The sequence below is a fragment of the Paenibacillus sp. MER TA 81-3 genome (assembly GCF_023713585.1).
In the GTDB taxonomy this organism is placed as follows: domain Bacteria; phylum Bacillota; class Bacilli; order Paenibacillales; family Paenibacillaceae; genus Paenibacillus_B; species Paenibacillus_B profundus.
Genome location: NZ_JAMAWB010000010.1, coordinates 1 through 15,768, shown reverse-complemented (window position 1 = coordinate 15,768; position 15,768 = coordinate 1). Strand labels below are relative to the sequence as shown.

At 49.5% G+C, this 15,768-nt stretch carries 17 protein-coding genes and 2 pseudogenes; 12 read left to right on the top strand and 7 right to left on the bottom strand.

The annotated features are described in order from the left end of the window. Nucleotides 1-34: 34 nt before the first annotated feature. The gene (locus M3650_RS15720) at nt 35-817 is read left to right on the top strand and encodes an HAD-IIB family hydrolase (RefSeq protein WP_251576126.1); all 783 of its coding nucleotides are present in this window, start codon (nt 35-37) and stop codon (nt 815-817) included. 79 nt (nt 818-896) lie between these two features. On the opposite strand, the gene M3650_RS15715 is transcribed toward M3650_RS15720, so the two are convergent. The 4 genes and pseudogenes from M3650_RS15715 to M3650_RS15700 form a co-directional block, all read right to left on the bottom strand. Next, the gene (locus tag M3650_RS15715; protein ID WP_251576123.1) at nt 897-1,829 is read right to left on the bottom strand and encodes a phosphotransferase family protein; all 933 of its coding nucleotides are present in this window, start codon (nt 1,827-1,829) and stop codon (nt 897-899) included. Nucleotides 1,830-2,122: 293 nt separating this feature from the next. Continuing rightward, nucleotides 2,123-2,569, bottom strand: a complete 447-nt coding sequence (locus M3650_RS15710) for an NINE protein (protein ID WP_251576121.1) — start codon at nt 2,567-2,569, stop codon at nt 2,123-2,125. Continuing rightward, complete coding sequence (locus tag M3650_RS15705; RefSeq protein ID WP_311295090.1) at nt 2,569-2,814, bottom strand: TM2 domain-containing protein; 246 nt, start codon at nt 2,812-2,814, stop codon at nt 2,569-2,571. The genes M3650_RS15710 and M3650_RS15705 overlap by 1 nt, the downstream gene beginning before the upstream one ends. 289 nt (nt 2,815-3,103) lie before the next feature. Next, nucleotides 3,104-3,490 (bottom strand): annotated as a pseudogene (locus M3650_RS15700) (class I SAM-dependent methyltransferase); the annotation flags it as partial. Here M3650_RS15700 and M3650_RS15695 point away from each other — a divergent pair. Continuing rightward, the gene (locus tag M3650_RS15695; protein ID WP_251576118.1) at nt 3,465-3,710 is read left to right on the top strand and encodes a hypothetical protein; all 246 of its coding nucleotides are present in this window, start codon (nt 3,465-3,467) and stop codon (nt 3,708-3,710) included. The pseudogene M3650_RS15700 and the gene M3650_RS15695 overlap by 26 nt on opposite strands. A gap of 54 nt (nt 3,711-3,764) precedes the next feature. Next, nucleotides 3,765-3,932, top strand: coding sequence for a hypothetical protein (locus M3650_RS15690; protein ID WP_251576117.1), 168 nt, complete (start codon nt 3,765-3,767; stop codon nt 3,930-3,932). 57 nt (nt 3,933-3,989) lie between these two features. On the opposite strand, the gene M3650_RS15685 is transcribed toward M3650_RS15690, so the two are convergent. The 3 genes from M3650_RS15685 to M3650_RS15675 all read right to left on the bottom strand — a co-directional run bounded on the left by M3650_RS15685 (nt 3,990) and on the right by M3650_RS15675 (nt 7,652). After that, nucleotides 3,990-5,378, bottom strand: a complete 1,389-nt coding sequence (locus M3650_RS15685) for an MATE family efflux transporter (RefSeq protein ID WP_251576115.1) — start codon at nt 5,376-5,378, stop codon at nt 3,990-3,992. A gap of 603 nt (nt 5,379-5,981) precedes the next feature. Further along, a complete protein-coding gene (locus M3650_RS15680) occupies nt 5,982-6,779 on the bottom strand; it encodes a hypothetical protein (RefSeq protein WP_251576113.1) in 798 nt (265 codons plus the stop codon). Between the two features lie 102 nt (nt 6,780-6,881). Beyond that, a complete protein-coding gene (locus M3650_RS15675; RefSeq protein ID WP_019421502.1) occupies nt 6,882-7,652 on the bottom strand; it encodes a hypothetical protein in 771 nt (256 codons plus the stop codon). 202 nt (nt 7,653-7,854) lie between these two features. On the opposite strand from M3650_RS15675, the pseudogene M3650_RS15670 reads away from it, so the two are divergent. From M3650_RS15670 to M3650_RS15630, 9 genes and pseudogenes are all read left to right on the top strand, one after another. Next, nucleotides 7,855-7,992: pseudogene (locus tag M3650_RS15670) on the top strand (AraC family transcriptional regulator); the annotation flags it as partial. A gap of 209 nt (nt 7,993-8,201) precedes the next feature. Continuing rightward, entirely contained in the window at nt 8,202-8,531 is a 330-nt protein-coding gene (locus tag M3650_RS15665) for an antibiotic biosynthesis monooxygenase (RefSeq protein WP_019421504.1), read from the top strand. Beyond that, nucleotides 8,528-9,247: a 3-ketoacyl-ACP reductase gene (locus tag M3650_RS15660; protein WP_233697723.1), complete on the top strand. Its 720-nt coding sequence runs from the start codon at nt 8,528-8,530 to the stop codon at nt 9,245-9,247. Before M3650_RS15665 ends, M3650_RS15660 begins: the two co-directional genes overlap by 4 nt. A 507-nt stretch (nt 9,248-9,754) precedes the next feature. Next, nucleotides 9,755-10,732 (top strand): ABC transporter permease, encoded by a 978-nt coding sequence (locus tag M3650_RS15655; protein WP_251576111.1) that lies wholly within the window; start codon nt 9,755-9,757, stop codon nt 10,730-10,732. Further along, on the top strand, nt 10,729-11,553 hold the full coding sequence (locus M3650_RS15650) for an ABC transporter permease (RefSeq protein WP_251576109.1): 825 nt from the start codon (nt 10,729-10,731) through the stop codon (nt 11,551-11,553). The genes M3650_RS15655 and M3650_RS15650 overlap by 4 nt, the downstream gene beginning before the upstream one ends. Nucleotides 11,554-11,660: 107 nt before the next feature. Further along, a complete protein-coding gene (nikE, locus tag M3650_RS15645; RefSeq protein ID WP_251576107.1) occupies nt 11,661-13,280 on the top strand; it encodes a nickel ABC transporter ATP-binding protein NikE in 1,620 nt (539 codons plus the stop codon). After that, nucleotides 13,277-14,872 (top strand): ABC transporter substrate-binding protein, encoded by a 1,596-nt coding sequence (locus M3650_RS15640; protein ID WP_251576105.1) that lies wholly within the window; start codon nt 13,277-13,279, stop codon nt 14,870-14,872. The genes nikE and M3650_RS15640 overlap by 4 nt, the downstream gene beginning before the upstream one ends. 133 nt (nt 14,873-15,005) lie before the next feature. Beyond that, nucleotides 15,006-15,431 (top strand): nickel-responsive transcriptional regulator NikR, encoded by a 426-nt coding sequence (gene nikR / locus M3650_RS15635; protein WP_019421515.1) that lies wholly within the window; start codon nt 15,006-15,008, stop codon nt 15,429-15,431. Nucleotides 15,432-15,581: 150 nt separating this feature from the next. Continuing rightward, nucleotides 15,582-15,768 (top strand): transposase (locus M3650_RS15630; RefSeq protein WP_483311747.1); only part of this gene is annotated, 187 nt, incomplete at its 3' end.

The following is a 15,768-nucleotide window of genomic DNA, read 5'->3' as shown; positions in this document are numbered from 1 at the left end:
TTCTAGGAATTATACAAAAGAGAGGGATTTAGCAATGCATTTTATTTTCGATATTGATGGAACCATTTCATTCAAAGGTCAACCCGTGTCTGAGACCATCCTCGACTGTCTTCACGAGCTGCAATCTTCCAGGCATGTCATCGGCTTCGCGTCCGCCAGACCGTGCAGGGACATGCTGCCGGTGCTCGATAGCCGCTTCCACCAGAATCTATTGATCGGAGCCAACGGCGCAATGACGCATTTTGGTGGAGAGCCTGTAGCGGTGAACCCGATTCCGGAGGCGCTCGCACGGGAAATTATCGGGATTTTGGATTCGTATCACGCATCATATTTGATCGACGATGAGTGGAATTATGCATATAACTGTGGAGAAGATCATCCGTTTCTGATGAATGTCGATGCCTTGCAGCTTGCCCGCCGCGTAGAATTGACCGATCTGAAGCATGTGGTGAAGCTGCTCGTTCTGTCCTGCGATCATTTTGAGGAGCTGGCTAAGACGATGGAGGGGTTGAACGTGACGATTCACTATCATTCCTCAGAAGGAATACTCGATATTACGAATCAAGGTGTCAACAAAATGGCCGCTATCCGTTCGTATGGCATCGCCCCTAGGCAATTCACTTGCTTCGGCAACGATATGAACGATATCCCGATGTTTCAGGAAGCCGGTACCGCCGTCGCGATCGGGAGCTTCGCAGGGTTGACTCCCTTCGCAACGCATCGCCTCGAGACAGTTGATCAGGATATCGAACATCGCATTGTAGACATGCTGAAGGACTTAGCCTCGAAAAGCGAAGAGGTACTGCTATCACGTTAAAATAAAGGAGGAGGTCCGTCCAACAGACTCGATCGTGTGACGGACCTTTTTTTCTCTGTGTATCGCCCCTCGCCTGCAACTAGCGGGACATGCTGTTCGTGAGCTCCTCTAGGTCGAGCAGCATATCGCCTATCCATGCCTCCGAACCGGAAATGACATGCCGCCCGTAATCAAGAATCCACCGTATCGTATGAATGAACCAGCACACGCCTCCCACGCGAACGAGCCAGTCCAATGTCAGCTCGGCATTTCCATAGAGGCCGCTTGCTTCCGCATAGGCTTGCAGCATTTGCTCTCTTGATGCGCCGTATGCCGCGGCTTCTTGACTCAAGCCGTACAGATCGCCCAAATGAGGACTTAGATAAGAGTTTGTCCAGTCAATGACCCTCACCCCTTGCCCTTCTTCCTGCACGATGATGTTCTTCGGAAAATAGTCGTTATGCACGAGCGTGACCGGATACTCCGAGTACAGTCGTTCCAAATGCTCGGGGAACAAGAGGACAAGTCGTTCCAGCACCTGTCGCTGCGAGCCAGCGAAAAATGGGTGGCTTGTCACATAGGCAAGATCGTCCAGAAACATATCTTCCCCTTTATAATGTCGGTGAAAAGCTTCTTCCGCCAACGCCCCATCCTTCATAAATGAGGTTGCGGTGCGATGAATGACAGCCAACTGGCGAGCCGCTTGCAGAAAAGCGTCTGCCGAAGGCTTGGATTCCAGCGTATCCGTGCCAACGTCCTCCATCATCATGTAACAGCCGGTCTCATCTTCGAACGCCGCATAAATGCAAGGCCGCTCGATGTGAAGCGGAGCCAGCACGTCGTTATACAAGTCAGGTTCTCCCTTCATTTTGCCGCCAGACCACTTCGCGATGACTGTTGCTCCAGATAACAACGTCACGCGGTACACCCCGGATAAAGACCATTGCCGCAGCGACTCCCAATGCTTCGATTGTTCCACAAGCGGAAAGTGCCCTGCTCTTTCAAGCCATCTGTCGGGAATATGCAATGTCAATCCAATCACTCCTTCCTTTCGGTAGTTTGATTATGAAAGAAAGGAGCATAAAAATATAGACTTATATTTTTATTTTTGATAGACTGTTGATAGAGTTCTAGATATGGAATTGAGCAGCAGCCGACTACGGCTGCTTTTTTGTTGGATGTCACCTTGAGCCACAATTAATGCGCAGCAGCGCCAGCACATCTCCCGGCACGCAAAAAGACACATTCTCCTGAAAGGACGAATGTGTCTCGTGGCGCCACTCTTATTTAGCCGTTCATCTCTGCAGACCGGCTACGGTAGGGCTCTTATAAATGATTCCCCGGTTGTTCCGGAGTACGGTTATTCATCAAATAATGGATGATTTCCGCTTCGCGGGCTTCGTTCCACTGCTTCACCATCTTATTCACCAAGAATAGATCCACGATAACCCAGACGGTCAATGCAAGAAAAGAAACGAGCGTCAACGCCAAAAATACATTCGACACCGGATCGTCCATTTCCCCGCCAGCCGTCATGACGCCAAACAAAACATAGAATACGATTAGTGCAACAAAGAGCGCCAATTGAACGAAAGCGGAGCCGAAGCGGCGCAGATAGAATCGGTGCACCCCAAGATGCCCCCCGATGAGCATCAGGTAGGCAAGCGCCAACGATTTCTCCTGATGACGCATCTCTGATTGGAGAATAGCCAGCTCCTTCAGACTTAATTGCCGCTTCGCGGAAGCAAAATCATGAAATGCCCCGTTCCTCATTAATAGTTGAACCCTTTGTTATTCAGAATTTGTTGCATAAGCATGCCTTCCGTGTACTGGTTCTTCTCGCGCACCCATGTGTGAAGCAGAAAGGCGTCTACAATCCACCAGATGGAAGTCACAATCAATCCAAAAACCGTTAGCGACAGAATAAGCTGAGCCACGGCTGAGCCCGTCTTCTTCATATAGAAGCGATGTCCGCCGAATAATCCGAGAAAGTACCACAGGATATAAGCCACAAGCATGCTCTTGCCCTGATTTTTCATTTCCGATTCGAGCAGCATAAGCTCTCTCGCTTCGAGCTGGGAAGCTAACAACACGTTCCTCTTCAACCGCGATGCGAAAATGATGTCGAATCTCTCCCTGTGCGGCAAGCATCGTCTGTTCCAACTCGTCTTTCTCTTGTTGCGGACGTCCCATGCGTTCGAACCAATTGCCATAATGGAATCGTTTCGAGAACGTCCTCATTAACTCGATCTTCAGCCCGTTTTCCTCAAGCATGCGCAGCCACTCTGTTTTTTTCAAGGCGCGGCAATGGCTCGGATCCCGCCGCTTCTCGACCGCATTATAAAATGCGTCATAGGCGTCATTCTCGGGAGAAACGTTGTCGATAAGCAGAAAGCTGCCGCCAGGCCGAAGCACGCGCCAGGATTCCTGCACGAACGCCAGCACGTCGGGAAAATGGTGCGCCGCAATACGGCAGGTCACCATATCGAAGGCACAGTCAGAAAACGGCAGCCGTTCCGCATCTCCTTGCACGAACTGCACATTGCCATGGCCATTCCCGGCAATGAACCTTCTTGCATGATCGAGCATCGCTGGTGTCAGATCGTACGCTACCACGTTCTCAGCCAGCGGAGCGAGCGCATTCGCGACATGTCCTCCTCCGGTCGCGATGTCCAGCACATCCCGTCCTGTCATCGATACGAGCGGCAATTATCATGTAGTCACTGACATTTTTGACGTCCATGATTATGATCAGAATCCAGATACATTCCGAGAAAAGTATGAACCAATGAAGCACGGCGGACCAGCGTTCGTCACTTTTCCAGAGCGTCAAGCCTATGAAGGCCAACCGTATTTCGTAAGCGAATACGGTGGTATCTGGTGGAATCCGGGGCAAACCGATGGGCATGGCTGAGGCTACGGCGACCGCCCGACAAGCGAACCCGAATTCATCGAGCGATACGGGAAATTGACGAGTACGCTGCTCGATCATCCGATGATGTGCGGCTTCTGTTACACGCAGCTTTATGATATCGAACAGGAAGTAAACGGGCTGTGCACGTACGACCGCAAGCCTAAATTCGATCCTGGCCTCATTCGGCGCATCAACACCCGGAAAGCGGCCATTGAGGACTGACAGCGCAAAGAGAGCGCGCAACCTGTTATCGGCTGCACGCTCTCTCTTTTATACCCGTCACACTTCTGCCGCCGGTCGCCCCGCTATGGACGAACAGCCGCTATCTTCTTTGGCACGCTCCGCCCTGCGCAAATATTTTTTCCCCTTCCAACGATACAAGGCAAGAAATCCGCGCACATACTCATCAGCAATCATGCATATATATATGCCTGCCAGTCCCCATCCCCATCCGATGCCTATCACATAGGACAGCGCCGTAGCGATGAGCCACATCGAGAAGAGCGACGCAAGCATCGTGAACCGGGTATCTCCGACCGCATTGAGCGAGTTGTTAATCGCCATGTTCAACATCTTGCCCGGCTGCAGCAATAGATTGAATCCGAGCAGCGAAACACCGAGCGCAATAATGTCCGTGTCGGTCGTAAATAAGCCGAGCAGCCATTTGCCGAAAACGAAGATCATAAACGCATTCACCACTACCAGCGCAAGCCCGACGCCAAGTGCCCGATACGCTACCTTGTATGCATCACGCGTGCGCCCTGCACCGTACAAATGGGCAATCTGAATCTGAACCGCGAGCGCGATGGAATTGCCGAGCAAGAAGCAGTACGATTCCAACGTATTCATATACGTCCGTGCTGCCAGCTCCTTCGCTCCCAGCAAAGCGATGAACGTGAAGATGACAAGCTGGGAGAACACCCAACAGGACATATTAACGCCCAGCGGCCATCCGATGCGAAGAATCTCTTTGAACAGCTTGCTATCGAACGTCAGCAAGTCCCGCGTGCGGATGCTTGGCTCGAACGAGCGCACAAACAGATATAATAGCAGCACGGTAGCAAGCAGACGGCTGACGAGCGTCGAGATCGCCACCCCGGTCAAGCCCCATTGCGGAAATCCGAATTCTCCAAAAATGAACCCGTAGTTCATAATTACGTGCACGACATTCATGCCGATCGCCGTATACATCGGACCTTTCGTATTGCCGGTATTGCGGATGACTGTGCTGAGGGTGGACATGAGCGCCGTCAGCACCATGCCCCCGCCCACAATCGAAATATATACTTCCGCAAGCGGCAGCAGGTTATCAGGCAGCTGCAGCACGGATGCGATAGCGCGCGGCTGCGCGTACAATAACAGACTGAGCAGAACACCAATAAACGCACTGGCCGTCACCGCCATAATCGCAATCGTGCGAGCATCATTCTCTTGACGGGATCCCAGCTTCTGCGCAATGAGAATGCCAGCCCCGCTGGCTACCGTCATGAACAGCGTCGTCAGCGCCATGAACAATTGGTTGGAAAATCCGACAACCGCCACTGCGTCATCCGAAATGCGGCTGACCATGAGCGTATCCGCCGCTCCGAGCAAAAACTGCAAAAACAATTCTACAAAAATAGGCCATGCCAGCAGACCTAATGAAAACTTATTCCGTTCGTCATTCACAAAACAAACCTCCTGCTTTCCCCTGGTGTCACAACGCTAAAATTACGTCTCTAAGCAGATAGAACGATATTATTATAGATGGTATACTTGATGCGATGTATCAGGAATCCAACCTAAATAGCCTGCACTTTTTGCAATCGAAAATGCTTCCTGCTTCGTGCATCGCTCTGCGTAGCTTCAATTGTAGGCAGTAGTGTATCCACTTGATTTTTCATATACGTTTACTTCGACAGAACCCTCACCGCTTCCTGCTCCAGGTGCCGATAGAGGTGACTTTTTCAGGAGTTAGCAGCAATAAGGATAGTCAGGATCGTGTTAGACTTTTTCATGGAGTCGCCACCTTTCGGTTCAGTTTGTAGGGGTACAAACATTTTGCCGGGTTAGAGATTCTTTTCCTACCATTTAGTGGTTATTCAACAAACGTGCTGTTGTAAAATAGGAATAACAAAAAAGCAAAGTAGAAAACTGTGACCAGGTATTATCATTCTGGCTGTAGCTTCTAATTTGCTTGAATCTAATTTGCTTGAATATATCTGAATAATTGGGTAGAGTTGAAAGCGTTTTTTATCGAAATCTCATTAAAGAGTCCAGGAAGGAGATCATTTATTTATTTGCTCTTGTTTCAACTTTCTTTAGAGTGGTAACCAATATGGATTCATCTGTAATTTCTTCCTCTATCTGAAATATGATGCGAAGGTTTGGATCAATCCATATTTTCACTTTATTATCCATAGTAGTTAATGCGATCGAATTAATTTTTCCTAATATAGAGTTTTTTATGTCTTCATTCCCTTTATTAATGTAACTATTAATTTTTCCGTCCAATGTATTGCAAAAAATATACTTATCATTTAAGTTCTTAATAAGAAATGGAATTTGAAAGTAAGAGCCTGAACTTAACGTATAATTATCAGGATAAGCAATTTGTACGTTGGAAGTATTATTTTTACCATCTAGAGTAATTTCAGTAGATTTTGTGTCAATAACAATTGAATTATCTGAAATTCTTGTACTAACTTCTCTTTCATACCGTTCTTTGTTATCTATATATTCTGTTTCAGATAAATCCACTAATGAATATTCAGAGTTTAACTTATATTTTTTTATGTTAAGTAAGTCTTTTCCCAACCCCACCAAAAATTCCTTTTTCAAAAATCTTTTCTCATCGAGTATATAGTAATCACCTTCCTGATGTATTGATATTTCTTGGGTCCCAATTAATTCAGAAGTTGGTTTATTCCTAATCTCGTAATACAAAATTGATGAATCAATTTTATCAGTTAAAATTATCTTTTCTGAGTTATCATTGGCCGTTATGTCTGAATTATCCTTGGTTGAATTTTGACAAGCGCTGAGAAGAATGATAACTAATAAAAGAAACATATATTTTATCCATTTCATAATTATGGTGCCTCACATTCAACAGATAGTTCAAAGAGGAGGGGGTTATCCTACTACACAATCATAATCAATTTTCAAGTTTTTTTTGTGTAGAGCCTTAAATCAATACCAGTAGCTGTATGACCAATTCCATTGCCACCAAAATTGTAAACCTGGTTCATCTCCATTTTTAACAAACCAAGCTGTTGCGCCTTCTTGTGCTACATTTGCAGGGTGAACTACAGGATCCCCAGTCCAAGTCTCACTGAAAGTATTGGTACTTGGTTCCGCTACAAGCAGTCCTTCATCCAATTGAAATGATCCACCAATCGAACCTACACTCACCCCTTCAATCGAGGGGTTGATGGCCCAATTGAAGGCACTTGTTGATTTTTGCTTTGTAGTCCCTTTTGGCGACCAGTCATTTAGGCTGATAGAACCTCCTTCGGAGGAATAGTATGATGTCCACTTCAACTGCGATATTCCTGAAGATTTACTATCTTTCGTAATTCCTGACGCCGTAGAAACTTGTTCTAGAACATACAACTTATGTTTTCCCGCATCCTTTGCTTTGTACAAACGCACGACACCATAAAAATTAGAGTAATCATCTCCTTCTTGTGTTGGGGAGGAATTCAGGAGAGTGTAGTCAGAACTAGCATAAGTAGATGAATTCAAAAAGTAGCTAATGTTATCATTTAAAGAAAGGTTCCCGTACGACTTAATTAAATCTTGATTTTTGACCGGGTCAGTAGTTAAGTAAAACCGTTGGGTCGAATGTTTGCTTTCATTTACATTCGAAGAACTTTGATCAGTAGCGGCAGTACAAACAGAAGTGGCCATCGCTGATAAGAGTAACAACAAAACAAGGAATGTGGACCATTTTTTAAACACTTTAACGCCTCCTTTAGTATATAAGGATATGCATCTATTATAAGGTTAAGACAATTGGATACATTTGTAAAGTTTTGCGTTGTAAATTTACGATAGGATCTCTGAACTCGATTCTCGAAAGCAACTCCATCTAAAAAGTTCAAATCTTTGGTACACGACTTCGCGATGAGCCTGTCGTTAGGAAAGCGATAGTTCCCAGTAGCTGCTGCAAACCGATTTGACTATCTCCCGCATCGCTGAGGACGTCGGGTTTCGTCACGCGGCCTACTTCACCTCATGCTTCAGCAAGTATGAGGGAATTGCGCCGCGCAGCTACCGGCAGCGGTTGTTCTCCATTTGATAATGGCGAACTGACTTGCTTTCAATGAGGGTACAGTGCGTCGAACTTTTGGCTGCATACTAAAAAGACGTGATATATGATCTCGGACTCCCGTTCCGTTATAATAGATAGTGCAGACTACAGAAACGGCAGAGCCGTCCTAGTTATACATAAGGGATTTACGTTTCTGCAATCGATTCTGCGCAAATTAGTGCAATGGAGGCGAGAGCATGTTAGTCGTTACAAACACAATCAGAATTAAAGCTGGATTCGGGAAGCAGGTGGCGGAACGCTTCGCGAACGCGAAGGGCGTACAGCAAATGCCCGGCTTCGTCCGCATGGAGGCTTGGCTTGGCGAAGGTAAAGAAGGCGAAGAAGAACTGAAAGTGTGCACACTCTGGGAGAATGAAGAAGCATTTCACAATTGGACATCCAGCGAAACGTTCCGCGCTTCGCACCGTGGAGCTGGAGACAGCAAAGAATACATGCTGGGCGCATCGCTGAATAAATATGAGTTGGTCGTCAGTCACAATACACAACAAGGAGCGGTAACGGAATGAACTTAAACAACAAAGTCGCTCTCATCACCGGTGCGGGCAAAGGTATCGGTAGAGCCCTCGCGATCGCCTTGGCGAAGGAAGGAACGCATCTCGGACTTGTCGCCCGGACGACTTCCGATCTGGAAGCTCTAAAATCTTCACTGACGAAGGAGTATGGCGTGAAGGTCAGCATCGCCGCAGCGGATATTTCCGTGCAAGCGGAAGCGGACAAGGCAGTTGCCGCCATCCGAGACGAACTCGGCACAATTGATATTTTGGTAAATAACGCCGGTATCGCCAAGTTCGGCACTGTTCTGGAGATGGATCCTGCAGAATGGGAGCGCATCATTCAGGTCAATCTGATGGGCACTTACTACGTAACGCGCGCCGTGCTGCCAACCATGATCGGACAGAACTCCGGCAGCATCATCAATGTAGCCTCCACCGCTGGTGAACGCGGATTTGCGACGGGCTCCGCCTATAATGCCTCCAAGTTTGCCGTCATGGGCCTGACCGAGGCGTTGATGCAGGAAGTGCGCAAGCACAATATCCGTGTCACGGCGTTGACACCGAGCACCGTCAACACAGAGCTTGCCGTGAACGCCGGCCTCAAGATTGGCGACGAGGAGCGGATGATGCAGCCAGAGGATGTCGCCGATCTGGCACTCGCTACCTTGAAGCTGCCTGAGCGCATTTTCATCAAGACGGCGGGCATTTGGACCACGAATCCACAATAACCATTGTCCATTAACATATCGCATGAGAAGACAGGGGAGCTTATATCCCCTGTTTTTCTTTTTTACCGGAACTTTCCGCGTCCGTTTACTTGATTAGAGTTTGATACGCTTCGTTACTTATCTCAAGATATTGGAGAGACGATACTCTCTCTGTTCGGCGCTTCCGATCACTCTCCCCTTCGATCAGTAAACAAAGATTCCCGCCTGTCTCAGGTGCTAGGCGGTGTGATCTAAAGGTGATGTTGCTGCATCGTCTAAGAAGCTACGGAGGGATGCCCCTTCTGAACGAGTGGGAGAATGGAGAGAAGTACTTGGCAGCGTATCGTTATTGGATGGAAAGGTGATCTTTCTTTCGTTCAATTTATATGGCTCCCCTACTATTTCATAAAAAAAACATACAATATGAAAATTTATACAGTATCACATATTTACTAACTCGTAACACCATGCTATAGTGTTACAGATTGTGTAATTCGTGATACCACTAACGGCTTGGGAGAGGATGTTGTGCTTCGATTTGTATTGTCACGAATTGGCGAGGCTGCAGTCGTACTGCTGATCGTCAGCGTAATCGTCTTCATCTTTATCCGCCTGTTGCCCGGCGATCCGGCGATGGCTCTATATGGCGATAACATCCAGAAGATGACACCTGCCGATCAGTTGCGCATCCGCGGCAATCTCGGATTGGATGAACCGCTTCACATCCAGTACACCAAATGGCTCGAAGACGTGATGCACGGCGAACTCGGACGCTCCTATCTGAATGGGGAACCCGTCAGCACCATCATTTATCATGCGGTCGGCCCCACCGTGCAGTTGATGCTGACAGGGACGTTCCTTACCCTGCTCGCCTCTCTGCTGCTTGGAAGCTACACCGGGCTCAGGCATGCTTCCAAGACTGATGTTGTTGTAACCGTCTTCAGTTACTTATTGATGTCCATGCCCGCATTTTATCAAGCGTTGCTGTTCATGCTCGTGTTCTCTCTGTATTTCGGTTGGTTCCCTATCGCAGGCATGGGAAACCCGCATGGAGGATTCGGCGAGTGGCTCCGCCACATTACGCTTCCCGCACTCGTTCTGTCCTTATCACACATCGGTTATTACATACGCCTTTTACGAAATCATGTCCTTATAACAAAGGAAAAGGACTTCGTGCGTGCGCTCGAAGCCCGTGGCGTTCCTTACCTGCGTATCGTAACCCGTCACATCGCACCTAATTCAGTACTGCCGTTTCTTACGTATATTGGGATGTCATTATCGTTGACAATGGCTGGTTCCGTCGTCATAGAAACGCTGTTTTCTTGGCCTGGTCTTGGCATGCTGTCCTTGAAATCGGCGCTGACGCGAGACTATCCGGTACTCTTCGCCGTAATTCTGCTCGGCACGTTCGTTGTCATTATCGGCAGCTTGCTTATCGATCTGTTCTGCGCCTGGTTCAATCCGCGCATCCGGCGGCAGCTTGTAAAGGAAGGAGCAGCTTCATGAAACTGACGAAATGGCTGGCTGTCACCGCCTGCGCCTATCTATGTCTCTTGCTTCTGCTCTCGTTCGCCGCACCGTATGCAACCGGGCACGACCCGGTTGATGTCAATCTGGGATCCATTCTGCAGCCGCCGCGGCCAGATCATCTGATGGGTACGGACGAAATGGGGCGCGACGTGTTCACTCGCTTGTTGTACGGCGCGAGAGTATCGCTCTCTGTCGGATTCGCCGCTATGCTCGTGTCGCTCGTCGTCGGTGTCGTCTACGGTACCGTAAGCGGATACTACGGCGGCTGGATCGACCGGATCATGATGCGGCTTCTGGATACGCTGCTCAGCATCCCGAGCTTGCTTATCATGATTGGAGTACAAGCCATCCTCTCCCCCGGTCTGCTCACAGTCGTCCTCGTCATCGGCCTGACGGGCTGGATGTCGCTTGCCCGCCTCATCCGTACCGAAATGTTCGAGCGCAAGGAAGAAGTATTCATTCAAGCATCAATCGTTGTCGGCGCTTCGCCTTATCGGCTGTTCGTCCGCCACTTGGTTCCGCATTCCTTGCCGACGATACTGGTCATGTCGGCGAGCGGCGTCGGCCATGCCATTTTGTCCGAATCGACGCTTAGCTTTCTAGGCCTCGGTATCCCGCCGCATGAAGCTTCGTGGGGGAACATGCTCGTAGGCGCACAGAATCATCTGCTGACAGGCGCCTGGTGGGCAGTCGCCTTCCCCGGAGCATGCATCGTGTTAACGGTGCTGGCTATTACCTTCCTCGGTGATTGGCTTCAGAGCCGCTATGGCAGCCCGCAATTCAATCCGAAGAAATGAAGAGCTCGTGTTCAAAAAAGTGCCTTTCCGTATCGAGAAGCACAAGGAAGCACAAATATTCGTGAGAAAACTGCAGCGGAAGCATTCCCGAAGAAGGAGGAAGGAACATGCCTACCGAGATCGATTTACTGCGTGTGAATGAACTCACGCTTTCCTTTGACGACGGTGCCATGAAGAAGGATGTATTGAAACAGTTGTCCTTCTCACTACTGCGAGGCAGGGTGACGGCTCTCATCGGCGAAAGCGGTTCGGGGAAAAGCCTGACTGCCCAAGCCCTGTTGGGAATGTTGCCACAGGAAGCGTATGTAAGTTCAGGCACGATCCTGTTCGAAGGGGAGGACATACGAACGTGGTCGGAGCATCTGCTGCAATCGTACCGAGGGGGCCAGGTCGGCATCGTCTTTCAAGATACGTTCGGAACCTTCGATCCGCTGTACAGAGTCGGCAGCCATTTTCAAGAGCTGTATGCCGTACATGCGAAGCTGTCGAAGTCCGAAGCGAAGGAACGGGCCCTCCAGCTGCTCAGGGAAATGCAATTTCCCGACCCGGACCGCGTCTATCGGGCCTATCCGCACGAATTGTCCGGCGGGATGCGGCAGCGCGTCCAGCTAGGATTGGCGCTCGCTCCTGAGCCGAAGCTTCTTATCGCGGACGAGCCCACGACCGCCTTGGACATGCCCATACAGGCTGACATCCTGCGATTAATTTCGCGCTGGAATCGCCATACCGGAGCAAGTGTCCTCTTCATTACGCATGATCTGGGCGTCGTCGACGAGATTGCGGATGAGGTTCTCGTCATGCAGCATGGTGAGATCGTCGAGTCCGGATCGAAGCTGGACATCATGACCCGACCTGCTCATTCACATACAAAAGCACTGCTCGCTGACTATGCTTCGTTATCGGCGTCGAATCAAGCAAGCCTGGCTATCGGATCCGGCAGCATCGTTAAAGTGCGGGATGTAAGCAAATCGTATCGTGCCCATTGTGGCTGGGGCAAAGCCAAAAGCCAGATAAACGCCGTGCGAAACGCATCATTCCAGATCGGCGAAGCGGAATTGTTGGGACTCATCGGAGAGAGCGGCAGCGGCAAGAGCACCTTGTCGCGTCTGCTGCTCCAGCTTGATACACCAGACGGCGGATCCATCTGCTGGAGCAGCAAGACAGAGCCGCCGCGTTCCGTACAGTGGGTTCATCAAGACCCGCTTGCCTCCTTCGACCCGCGCTGGACCGTCGCCCAAATCGTCGGAGAAGGATTGGATTACGGCTGCAAGCTCTCGCAAGATGAGACTCGCACCCGCATCAAGCACGCACTCAACAGCGTCGGACTCGGCGAGGAATTCGCTGGTACATATCCCCGCCAATTGTCTGGCGGCATGCGGCAGAGAGTTGCGCTGGCCCGCGCCTCGATTGTTCAGCCGCGTCTGCTCATTCTTGATGAACCCTTCGCTAGTCTGGATATGACCCAGCAAAGACAGATGCTTGCACTTCTCCGGCACATGAATGAAAGACAAGGAACGGCCATGCTCTTCATCACCCATGATATCCGTGCCGCTATGATGCTGTGTCATCGCGTCATGGTTATGCGTCAGGGGGAGATTATCGAGCAGCTTCCAGCGGCTCTGCTTCCGCATTCCGACCATCCTTACACGAAGCGGCTGCTGACGGCGATTCCTGGCTTTGCCCACAGTTCGAACAAAAAAATTACTAAAGGAGTTATATGCACATGATGAAAACATGCAAATTGCTGCTGGCGTTGTTCTCTATTGCAAGTCTGCTTGCCATGTTAGGCTGTTCTTCAACGCAATCTGGCGATCAGGCAGGATCCGTTCCTGCTGCACAGTCAGCAGCAGCGCCGAAAACGATCGTATTCGGCACGGAAAGCGAAGTTGAAATGATCAATCCGGTATTGAACGGCGATCAGGATGTCGATACGCTCCTATTCCGCGGTCTGACGAAGCCAACCTCCGATAATGAGGTTGCTCCGGACATTGCTAAGGAATGGACGGTCTCTACCGATCAGCGGGAATATACATTTGTACTGCGGGAAGATGTCGCATGGGAGGACGGGAACCCGCTTACGGCTGAAGATGTCAAGTTTACACTCGACACACTGCTCAATCCGGCAACAAATTCCCCGATTCAAAGCGACTTTAACGAGATCGACCGGGTCCAGGTGCTTGAGCCGCACAAGGTGAAAATTACGTTGAAGGATCCGTTTCCACCGCTCTTGAACAAGCTGAAGCTCGGTCTGCTTCCTAAGCATCTATTGGAAGGCAAAGAGATCCACACGGCGGAATTCAACCGCAAGCCTGTCGGGAACGGACCATTCAAATTGAAAGAATGGAAGACGGATCAGTCGATTGTTCTCGTCCGTAATGACAAGTTCCACGGCACGAAGCCGCAGATCGACGAGATGATTATCCGGCCCGTAACGGACCCGAATACACGGTTGATGCAATTAAAGACAGGTGAGATCGACTTAGCCTACATGGAGCTCAACCAAGAAGGCAGCGTGAAGGATACCGATCCGTTCACCGCGCTTCAGATAACAACAGTCGATTACCGCGGCATTCTGTACAATTTCCGCAACCCGCTGTTCCAAGATCCCCAAGTCCGCCTGGCGATGAGCGCTGCCTTGGATCGCGAAGCCTTAGTGCAGGGCGTGCTGTTCGGCAAAGGCCAACCAGCATACGGCCCGCTGCAGAAATCTTGGGCAAATGATCCGGCTCCGGAAGGGGCGGAGCTTCGTCCCGAAGAAGCAAAAGCGTTGCTGGAGAAGGCGGGCTGGAAGCCTGGCGCAGACGACGTTCTCGTGAAGGACGGCACACGATTCGAGTTCGACTTGGTCTCGCCAGCGACAGATACGGTCCGTGTGGCGTTAGCCAATGCGGTTCGCACCCAGTTGAAGCCGCTCGGCATTTCCGTCAACCCGAAACCGCTGAATTGGAGCGCGATTCAATTCGACAAGATCGACGCGTTCATGATCGCATGGGGCAGTGAATTTGATCCTGACGACCATACGTATCGCGTATTCCACAGCAGCCAGATTGAGACCGGATTGTACAATTACGGCGCATACCGTAATGACAAGGTTAATAAGAGGCTGACCGAAGCGCGGATCGAACCGGAGCGCGACAAACGTAAAGATCTTTATGCTGAATTCCAGCGCGAGCTGCGGAAGGATCCTGCCTTCAATTTCCTTGTCTACGTTGATGCCTTGTATGGCGTCAGCAAAAAAATAAGCGGAGTCGGCAATCGCCCGTTGGGGCACCACGGCGCCGGCGTACTGTGGAACATTGAAGAGTGGACTGTGAAATAATCGGTATCATCGGGGAATCAGCCATCATGCGTATCAGCTTTTAGATACGAACGCCTCTATTTTCATACCTAAATTCCGCTTTTGCCGTATTTATGGTAGAGTTATTATAAAAAGTTGTTTTATGAGGTGCGTCATGAATGATTCCAATTTAAAACGGTTTGGCGTTTCCATGGATGGCAAGCTGCTAGAAAAGTTTGATGAGACAATTAAAGCAAAAGGGTATGAGAATCGATCCGAAGCGGTCCGTGACTTGGTCCGTGACGCCCTGGTCAAGGAATTCCTTGAAGATGACGACAAAGTGGTAGCTGGCAGCATTTTGCTGTTCTATAACCACCATCACCGGAATCTCCTTGATGAGTTATCCAATCTTCAGCATGAGATGCATGATCTCATCCTGGCGACGACCCATTTCCACTTGGATCCGAGTAACTGCCTCGAACTCATCGTTGTCAAAGGGAAAGCCAAGGAACTTAAAGTGCTGAGCGATCAGATCATCAGTTTAAAAGGTGTCAAATACGGCAAATTCACAGTGGCTCCCATTGATGAACCTCATTCATAATAAATATGTATATCCGGCAAGCCCCCTGCTTCAGGCGAGGCCACTGAAAAAGTCCCTTAGTCCTGAAAGAGACAATTCTTCATTTTTTTGAAGAGTCTGTCTCTTTTTTTCGGTATAATCAAAGTATCTCATCAAAGGCTGGTGATCTCTGTGCTCCCGAAGCAACAAAGCTTTATTTTGAGCCCATATATGGAACTCTACAATCTGGTAGTTCCCAAAGATAATCTACTGCGCAGAATGGACGAGTTGGTGGACTTTGGCTTTGTCTACGAAGAGCTGCACGTCAACTATTGCCACGATAACGGACGCACCGCGGTGGATCCGGTTCGGATGTTTA